Genomic DNA, 9,564 nt, shown 5'->3' with positions numbered 1-9,564 from the left:
GTATTAGGATTTATATATGAGTAAAATAAACCAAATAGAACAAGAGTTGCCAAAGGGCGGTGAGATAATATTTTTTAGAATATACAACACAAAATTGGAAATAGTGTCTAAAATTTCAAAAGATTTGAAAAAATGATTTAACGAAGAAAAAACTGGCTCTACTTTAAAATCCTATGCTAATGCTACTGGATATAGGCTGGATGTAAATTTTGTGCAATAGCCTTGGAGCGATTTGCATTTATATAAATCTACTATGTTGACCTTCTAACATCCTTTGGGTGCTTTTGCTTTCTTGTGTAGGTCTTTTTAGATCTCACGACTCTTACATGCAGGCTGATGCTTCCTTTGATAGACGCTACTATAGCCACGTCTCTTGCTTTTGTTTTCATTTTTATCCTTATTTTATAGAAGTACAGCAATTATAAAGCCCAAAAACGACAGCATGTGTCATAAAAATTAAAAACTAAGCAATTTTTCTATTTTGCTCCTTTTTTGCCACAATGTGTCCAACTTGCTAGATACTATCCCGTCTTGTTTATTTAAAAAGGAATAATAATGAAAAAAATGTTTGTTCTAATAAACCATGATTTAACACAAGAGCAAAAAGATCAAGCTATAAAATCATTTGATATCGACTCTATAATAAACATTACCGACGATACGTGGTCAAATATCGACCCAGCAGATGAAAATATATTATATGCTTTAAACACATATAAAAAGGAGTTGATGCTTGAAGCTGAAGCTGGTGATATATTGCTGGTGCAAGGTGACTTTGGCGCTACTTATAACATGATAAATTTTGCTAAAAATATCGGGATAAAAACCATCTATGCTACTACTAAACGCATCGTTAAAGAGCTTGCTATAGATGGTAAATTGGTAACTAGGCGTGAATTTAAGCATGAAAAATTTAGGGAGTATTTATAAAACCTACCTTTTTTTATTAAGTAAAACACAAGTTGCAAAACGAGATAATCTCCTATACTTCAAAAATATAAGTTGTTAAATTCAAAGGAAGCAAAATGCCGCTAACTATAGTCAAAAAAGCAAATCCACCCCAGAGTGAAGAGATCAACAACAAAACAGCCGTTATCACCATCCTTGGTATACAAGGACAAAAAGACAACATCAAAACCAAAGGCTGTGCTAAGTACTATTTTGCTGGTGAGAGCCCTGATAACTCGCAAGAATTTTTTAACACCTTACCTCTTCTAGCAGATAAATTTGGTGCTGAAAATATAGTGCCCATATATACTGCCGATGCTAGAGAGTTTAACGAAGAGGTAATGGCACACTATGTAAATTTTAGGATAAATTTTAACGATAGCTACAAGATCACAGATGAGAAAAATTTTGAAGCTATATTTGAGATATTTGAAAGAGCTGTAGATGACCTAGTTAAAGGTGGTGTTGGCAAGATCGTCTTTGACGTGACGCATGGTTTTAGGCATCTGCCTTTGTTAGCGCTAGTTGATCTACTCATACAAAATTTCTCAAATGTCTCTCAAATAGATCAAATCTTATTTGCAAAAGAGATAGAAAAATCCAAGCTATACGAGATAATAGATCTAAGACAATACTTAGATATTGCCAACATTGCTTTTGTGATCGCAGCTTTTTCTCAAAACTATACTTTGGCTCAACACATAAGAGCAAAGAAATTTGAGTCGCTAGTAAATGCTTTAAACGATTTTTCAAATAATATACTAAGCCTAAATATTGCAAAGTTAAAAAGCTCGCATAAAGAGTTGATCAAAGAACTTGACAAGATAGATGATATCGCACTGATATCAAGAGCTAGGGATCTAAAAGATAGGCTAAATAAAATATGTGACTGGAGCGATAGCGCATATATTTTTAGGTATAAATTAGCCAAAGATATGTTTAAAAAGGGTTATTTGCTGCAGTCGTTGGTGCTGCTGTTTGAAAGTGTGAATAGTTACATAGTTGGAGTTTTTGAAAGAAATATCCCTATCGTGTATAAGAAAATTTTAGATGAATGCTCTACTATGGGCGTTAGAAAAAATTATCTGATAAGCAATTTCTTTATTCAGTCGTTAAAAACTAGAGCTTATGAAACTGATGATGACTTTGTTGGCAGGACTATGAAAAATTTAAAGTATCTTGAACTTTCAAAAGAAGATATAAAAGAGATTAGACGGATTATAAATACAAAATTTGGCTCTAGCAATGAACTGGCAAAATATCACAAGCAGTTAGACGACCTACGCAACGACTTTGCACATGGCAATATCAGCGAAGAAGAATTTAGCCATATTAAACAAGAGATAAAAAAGCTGTTTGATAGATACCATAATTTTATAAATATACAACAAAGCCTATAATTTAATATTTTTAGACACTATATGTCTATAATACCCCTTATAATCTCCGAAAAAATAACGGAGGTTATAATGAGCAACCAAGCTTTCTTAGACGGCATGAGAGAAATTTTCCATATGACAGACCGAAATAATTTACAAAACATTTTACTACATGGCTTGCAAAATCACTACAACACTTATAAACAAGTAGATATCAGCAACCAAGAGGTAAATGCAAGGCGCGAAAAGGTTGAGCGCATATATGGACATAAAATTCACGACTATGTTCCTTTTTATTTTAATCCACGCAATGCCATGCTCTATAGAAATAGAAGCAATGCTCGCGTTATCATTCTAGGACTTGACGTTCGGGTTATCAAAGATCATCGCAATGGTTTTTTGATCTCAAATCGCAATGCGTCTGCAGATGAGGCTAAATTTAGTAAAAATTTGCCCGATTTACAAGATCCAAATTTTATAAATTTTGATGATGTCTTTTCTTCAAGATGGTGCAACAATGGCATTGCAAACAATGATATCAAACAAAAAATGATGGCAGAAATTTTGATCAATGATGTAGTTTATAGCCGTTACATACGCTCTATATATGTTAAAGATCAAGCTAGTAAAAAAGCTATCGAAGAGCAACTAGCTGGTGATCTTAAAATGTATAATATCAACGTCATAGTTGATCTGGCTAAATTTTTCTAAGGATAAAAATGGTAACACTAAAATATGGAAATATATTTAACACCAAAGCAGACACTATCGTAAATACTATTAACTGCGTAGGCGTCATGGGCGCTGGTATAGCCTATGAGTTTAGGCTGCGCTATCCTGAGATGTTTGCGCGGTATGTCGAGCTTTGCGGTGAGAACAACCCAAATAAAATAGATATAGGAAAGCTATGGCTATATAAAGCAGCTGACGGGCGACAGGTGCTAAATTTCCCTACCAAAAAGCACTGGAAAGATCCATCAAAAATGAGCTACATAAAAGCAGGCCTTGAAAAATTTGTAAATACATATGCTAGCAAAAATATCAACCACATCGCATTTCCGCTTCTTGGCGCCGCAAATGGCGGACTTGATAAAGACGAAGTTATAAATTTGATGATGGAATTTCTGGAGTCTTTAGAAATAGAGTGTGAAATTTGGGAATTTGATGAAAATGCAAGCGATGATCTATACGATGAATTTGCACTAAATTTTGATATCGATGAGCTAAAAAGGCAGACCAAGATCTTGGGTATAAAAAATATAAGATTTCAATCTATCAAAGATGCGATAGATAGCGGACTATATCACTCGCTAAGCTCTTTGCTAAAAGCTCCTGGCATAGGCGATAAGTCCCTTGAGGCATGTTTTAGACTGGTTAAAAGCATGCCTCAAAGGCTATTTTAGAGTAAATTTTTACCTTCTTCTATCTTTTTTATGATCTTTTGTTTTAGCTCCACTGGGGCTAAAATTTTAACGTATCCCAAAAACTCCATTATAAAAAACTCTATCTCTTTAAGATCCGTAAAATGATAACTAACCACGATCGCCCCGTCTGACTTGTGCTCTATGATCTTTTGTGATCGAAAAAATTTTTTTCTCTCAAACAAAAAGGCCTTTTTTGGGCTGATCTCGAGCTGTACTTCTACAAGCGAGCTTCTCCACTCATGAGAAAAGACCGCAAACGGCGTCTGGATATTTTTTATAAAGTCGTCGATGTTGTAGTCGTGGTTAAATGTTTCGCCTTTGATAGCCTCTAAATTTACTATCCCAGCTATCCTAAAAAGTGAAAAATCATACTCGTTGTTGCTATTTGCCAGATATAAATTTTCATTGATTAGCAAAATTTTATATGGCTTCACCTCTTTAAATTTTTTGCTATTGGATCTGCTTGTAGGTGTATACTCAATTGCGAGCTTTTTTCTATAGCGTATTGCATCTTCTAGTGTTTTTATGACGCTTTTGTCTAGCTCTGTCTCGATCGGACTCGTGATAAAGTCATAAACGTCCAAAGACTCGTTTATAGCTTGAGATATAGCCGTTTTCTTACTGGTTTCATTAAATTTTTGAGAGTTTTTGGCAAGCATTGTGTAGATTATCTTTAAGACATTCCTCTTTCTCTCATCAAGTAGATCATCAAGTAAATTTGTATTGATAGCCTGGTAGCAGCCAGGATCTGTGCGCTTTATCTCTATCTCACCAAATACACTTTTTATAGCATCAAAGTCTCGTCTTATGGTTTTGTAGTTTAGTCTTGGGGTTTCATCTTTTTCATTTATCCATAGCTCGTCTTGTGCAGTGTCGATTATTTCGCCACGATTTAGCTTTTTAAGTAGCCATAGTATCCTAGTTTGAGCGTCCATTACTTTATCCTTTATATTCTAAAGTTTTTTATGAATTATACACAATATGTCCATACACTCTTTTATAATTCTCCCAACAAAACAAAATAATTCAACACAAGGGGGCCAAAATGGCAAAAGGTTATTCACGTTCTTATTCTTCATCATCTTCAAGCAGATCTTACTCATCTGCTCGTGCTAGTCAAAAAGTGGGTCAAAGCTTTGGTGGCTATACCAAAGTCCAAACGACTAAGGGCACGTTTCGCATGAAGCCAACTTCTAAATAGTTGGCCCATGCAAGCCATGAAGTAAAATTCATGGCTCGTTTTCGTAGCTTTTATTTATCTACGCAAATCACAAAAACCTATCATCTCACATCTTCTTATCTAAATTTATTCAACAAGCATATAAGCACTACACATTTTTTTATAACATAAAGCGCCTACGCTTTGTCATTTTTTATTAATCCCCTTGATCGGGTCAAATTTGTTTAAATTCCAAGTAAAGATAGCGGCTATCAACTGAATTACATAAAGTTTCAATCCCCTTGATCGGGTCAAATTTGTTTAAATTAGCTAATGCTGCTAAAGAAGAAGCTGTAAAAGAGAAATCTTTGTTTCAATCCCCTTGATCGGGTCAAATTTGTTTAAATGCAACTGAAGAGTTGCGTCATTTTCCATCAATCCTAATGTTTCAATCCCCTTGATCGGGTCAAATTTGTTTAAATAAGATGAGATAAAGGATCTCGCCGATAAGTATTCCCCAGCGTTTCAATCCCCTTGATCGGGTCAAATTTGTTTAAATAAGCAGACTCAGCCTATGAGTCTGGTTCATGCGACGGTGTTTCAATCCCCTTGATCGGGTCAAATTTGTTTAAATGTATATCATTAGTTTCATCTACAGTATATACTCTTACGTTTCAATCCCCTTGATCGGGTCAAATTTGTTTAAATTAGAAGCCATAAATGGCAAGGAAATTAAGGAATTTAGTTTCAATCCCCTTGATCGGGTCAAATTTGTTTAAATTCAGATGGAATGGCTTATTGCTATTGCTATCTTCTACGTGTTTCAATCCCCTTGATCGGGTCAAATTTGTTTAAATTCTCTAGAAAACCAGACAGAGAAAAGCTATTAAGTATAGTTTCAATCCCCTTGATCGGGTCAAATTTGTTTAAATTCTAAGCAAGAATGTCTAGAAGAAGGCGCAACTGAGAAATGTTTCAATCCCCTTGATCGGGTCAAATTTGTTTAAATGAAACATTAGAGATAATTGGTGACAAGGAAATCAAGTTTCAATCCCCTTGATCGGGTCAAATTTGTTTAAATTTGGTCTCATTGGGATGAGTCAATGGAGTGGGTTTGGGGTTTCAATCCCCTTGATCGGGTCAAATTTGTTTAAATTTGGAGAAAAAGAGGTTAAAGAATTCGATCTAGAATGTTTCAATCCCCTTGATCGGGTCAAATTTGTTTAAATAGCCTAAAAGACTATTTTTGCAAAGAAAAAATTAGTAAAATTATTTAAGAAACTGGCTTTAAAGATACCTAAAATTCGTGAAAATCTCAAAAAAGTTCGCAAATGTATAGGTATTTAAAAATACTAACTCCATAAAATTAACAATGATAAGTGAAAGAACCCCTAAATTTAGGCATTTGTCATCTCAAAAAAGTTCGCAAGTCTCTTTTAAAAATTTCAAATTTTATAGGTTTGCGAACTTTAAGCGGTATATAAGTTTCGCAAGGTCCTAAAATAGGCTATCCTAAACTTAGCCATAACTAAAAGTTCGCAAATGTATGAGAGATATTTTGAAAAAACTAGATTTGCGAACCTATTTCGCGAGATTTTAGCTAAAAAGGGTCAAATTTCAGCTAAAAAAGTTCGCAAATCAAAAATCCAAAAGAAATTTAAGAATGACATAAGCTAGACAAAGAGCTCTTGCATCTCAAAGATACCTTTTTTATCGCATAGCTCAAAGCTTTTTCCCACGCAGTTTTCGCATAGTCTATAAAATCTCAAGCTATCTGTTTTGACATTTAGTAAAGCCTTGGCGGACTTTATCAGTTTTTTGAGCTTGGCTTCATTGAGCTCGCACTCAAAGACGCTAAAATTTACACGGTAGCCGATGCCTTCAAGGATGTCTGAGAGCTTTTTGCGATTTTTATCGCTTTGTATGTCGTAGGCTATTACAAATTTCATTAGAATTTCCCTACAAAAGGTCTATAGCTTTTGCTCTCGCCGTTTACGAAGCGAGCTAGTTCGTAGCACTCTTGCATGATTATGTTTTCGCATTTGCATGACTCCTTTTTCCACATAGTGTAGCTGCCGAGTTTTTCTTTCATGTTTTGGGCTATGAGCTTTTTAGAGGCGTCGGTGAGAAGCCCCTCTTTGTTTAGTGAGATGGGCTCATCTTTGTTTAGCATCGAGACTATGACTCTATCTACCATAAATGTCCTAAACTGCTCTATCATGTCAAAGACTAGGGTCGGCTTTGTGCTGTCAAGCGCATGTAAAAATGAGATATGTAGGCTAAGGCCTGCTAGATATAGGCACTCTTGAACCTTGGAGTAGAGTATGGCGTAGGCGTAGTTTAGTGAGGAATTTACGATGTCTTTGGCGCCAAATGTTATGCGCTTTTCAAATTCTAGCGGCAGTATGCTCTTTATGCCGTCCCAGTAAATGGCGGCTGCCGAGCCCTCAAAGCCCATGAGCTCGTTTGTGTTTTTGACGTATTTTAGCTTTCTAGCCAGGATATTTTCTAGTTTTAGGATGTTTGGAGTTAGAAATTTATGGTATTTGTTTAGGTATTTTAGATAGTTGGTTTGGTTTCTTATCTTTGCCTCGACAAAAGAGGTGGCGAGATATAGCTGGGCCGGTGTGTTTAGGAGCATGGCTTGTTTGTGTGCTGTCTGCGTAGAGGTGCTGTTGTAGGCTAGCACGGTAGCGTATGGGACATAGTGCTTGTCTATGAAATCGATGTGGATCTTTTCTCTTGTGCAGCGCCAGATCACCGCAGAAGATAGCGAGATGTGTTCGCTATCAACGATGATGCGGGAAATTTTAGAGATGGGAAATTCTTTATAAATTTTGCCGTATTGTTTTATGACAAATTTGTTTTTGCTAAGACCTAGATGGACTCCGATCTGATTGATATGAAGCGTAGAGTCGGTGGCGATCTTGGTGGCGTAGAAATTTCTCTTTTGGTTTATCTTGCGGGGCTCGTTTTCGTAGCTTTTTTGAGATAGGTATTTGTCATAGCCTTTTGTTATGGCTAGTGTTATCTTGTCTTTTATCTCGTTTTGACCAAACAATACTCCAAAGTCGATCTTTTCAAGATAGAGGGTGAACTCTTTTTTTGAATTTATACTTTTGTTTCGTTTGTATAGGGCGATCTTTTGGGCTAAAGAGTCTATGAGATGCTCTTTTATCTGCATTATCTGCGGTGAGTTTGGCGGTATGATCTTTAGATAGTAGTTTTTAAGCGTAAATAAAATGGCGTTTATCTCATCAATATAGTCTATGAAATTTGACTTTTCTTTGCTTGCAGAGTGTAAATTTGAGATGATCTTTTGAATTTTGTCGTTATCTACGCAGCGGTTTTTACCAAAGAAACGAACGCCTAGGAAGACAAAACCGTCGTTTATGTTTACGACTTTTGTTTTTTCTTTGTTGAGAGATAAATTTAGTAGTTTTAAAAAGTCATCTAGCTTTTTCTCAAATTCTAAAGCTTCGTCTTTTTCTGCAAAGCATACGATAAAGTCATCTGCGTATCTTATAAATTTATCAGTAGTCTTGTTTATAAACCTATCCATCAAATCAAGATAGATGTTTGATAGCATTGGAGATAGTATATCGCCTTGGTTTACGCCGATTTTATGCTCTTTAAAATCGCGCTTTAAAAATCCGCCGGTTTTTAAAAAGAGTGAGATAAGGTTTATGATCTTTGTGTCTTTTATGTGTTTTTGTAAAATTTGCAGTAGCTTTGAGTGGTCTATCGACTCGAAAAAGTCTTTTACGTCGGCTTTTAGTATCCAGCAGTCATTTTCGTTTATGAAGCTACTGGCTCTGTTTATGGCTTTGTAGGTGGATTTGTGCGGGCGGTAGGCGTAGGAATTTGATAAAAATGTCTCGTCGAAGTATGGATTTAACTCCGAGTATAAAACCCTTTGAACTAACTTATCTTTTATAGAGGATATGCCTATGGGTCTTACGCCATTGCGATTTTCTTTTGGGATGTTTATCTTTCTTAGCGGCTCTGGTGTGTAGGTGCCATTTAATAATGAACGTATGAGATGGTCTACGTTTTCGTCGAAGTTCTTTTTAAAATCAGCATATGAGATCTCGTCTAAACCCAAAGAATTTGCAGAAATTTCGTCAAATGCGGAGCTTAAAGTAGCTTTTGTAAATATGTGTTCTAGGTTTTTAGTAAACATTTTGAATTTACCTTTTTAAGTGTGGTATGGGTCGCCATATCCCCTGGAGCGGGTCAGAGTTGTTTAAATAATGACTTTAACGAGAGTATGCTTCACTACGATGCGTTTCAATCCCCTTGATCGGGTCAAATTTGTTTAAATAGCAAGAGAAGTTAAACACGCTGACTATTACGAGTTTCAATCCCCTTGATCGGGTCAAATTTGTTTAAATTTATGTCGGATGGAAACTACTCGACGTGGCAGAGATGAAGTTTCAATCCCCTAGAACGGGTCGAATTTGTTTAAATAAGATGAGCAAGCTGGAGGACAAACAGAGCCAAAAGCTTCGTTTCAATCCCTTAAATCGGGTCAAATTTAACAATGATAAGTAAAAAGAACCTATCTTAAATATCTTTAAAATCACGAATTTTCGAAATTTTAGCCAAAAAGATAGAAATTTAAATTAAAAATAAGAGCGATAAAGGTATGCAC

Annotated in this window: 8 protein-coding genes and 1 CRISPR repeat array; of the genes, 4 read left to right on the top strand and 4 right to left on the bottom strand. The window is 35.6% G+C overall.

Features of this window, described 5'->3' with window-relative positions:
• Positions 1-251: 251 nt before the first annotated feature.
• Positions 252-389: a hypothetical protein gene (locus F3G98_RS10565; protein ID WP_159071312.1), complete on the bottom strand. Its 138-nt coding sequence runs from the start codon at positions 387-389 to the stop codon at positions 252-254.
• 166 nt (positions 390-555) lie between these two features.
• On the opposite strand from F3G98_RS10565, the gene csx20 reads away from it, so the two are divergent.
• From csx20 to F3G98_RS09875, 4 genes are all read left to right on the top strand, one after another.
• Entirely contained in the window at positions 556-930 is a 375-nt protein-coding gene (gene csx20, locus F3G98_RS09890) for a CRISPR-associated protein Csx20 (protein ID WP_103608007.1), read from the top strand.
• 95 nt (positions 931-1,025) lie between these two features.
• Complete coding sequence (locus F3G98_RS09885) at positions 1,026-2,348, top strand: CRISPR-associated DxTHG motif protein (protein WP_103572444.1); 1,323 nt, start codon at positions 1,026-1,028, stop codon at positions 2,346-2,348.
• Between the two features lie 69 nt (positions 2,349-2,417).
• A complete protein-coding gene (locus F3G98_RS09880) occupies positions 2,418-3,038 on the top strand; it encodes a DUF4433 domain-containing protein (protein WP_159071311.1) in 621 nt (206 codons plus the stop codon).
• 8 nt (positions 3,039-3,046) lie between these two features.
• Positions 3,047-3,730, top strand: a complete 684-nt coding sequence (locus tag F3G98_RS09875) for a macro domain-containing protein (RefSeq protein ID WP_103608004.1) — start codon at positions 3,047-3,049, stop codon at positions 3,728-3,730.
• On the opposite strand, the gene F3G98_RS09870 is transcribed toward F3G98_RS09875, so the two are convergent.
• From F3G98_RS09870 to cas1, 3 genes are all read right to left on the bottom strand, one after another.
• Positions 3,727-4,686, bottom strand: coding sequence for a helix-turn-helix transcriptional regulator (locus F3G98_RS09870; RefSeq protein ID WP_103608003.1), 960 nt, complete (start codon positions 4,684-4,686; stop codon positions 3,727-3,729). The genes F3G98_RS09875 and F3G98_RS09870 overlap by 4 nt on opposite strands.
• Before the next feature lie 438 nt (positions 4,687-5,124).
• A CRISPR array of direct repeats spans positions 5,125-6,139; the repeat unit is 37 nt; unit sequence GTTTCAATCCCCTTGATCGGGTCAAATTTGTTTAAAT.
• Positions 6,140-6,583: 444 nt separating this feature from the next.
• Positions 6,584-6,859 (bottom strand): CRISPR-associated endonuclease Cas2, encoded by a 276-nt coding sequence (gene cas2 / locus F3G98_RS09865; RefSeq protein WP_087578414.1) that lies wholly within the window; start codon positions 6,857-6,859, stop codon positions 6,584-6,586.
• Positions 6,859-9,093 carry a CRISPR-associated endonuclease Cas1 gene (gene cas1, locus F3G98_RS09860; RefSeq protein WP_103608002.1) on the bottom strand — a complete coding sequence of 745 codons (2,235 nt, stop codon included), beginning with the start codon at positions 9,091-9,093 and terminating at the stop codon, positions 6,859-6,861. Before cas1 ends, cas2 begins: the two co-directional genes overlap by 1 nt.
• Between the last annotated feature and the right edge of the window lie 471 nt (positions 9,094-9,564).

The organism is Campylobacter concisus (assembly GCF_902460895.1).
Classification (GTDB): domain Bacteria; phylum Campylobacterota; class Campylobacteria; order Campylobacterales; family Campylobacteraceae; genus Campylobacter_A; species Campylobacter_A concisus_BC.
Note: the sequence above shows the minus strand (reverse complement) of the source record. Positions and strands in the feature narration are given on the sequence as shown.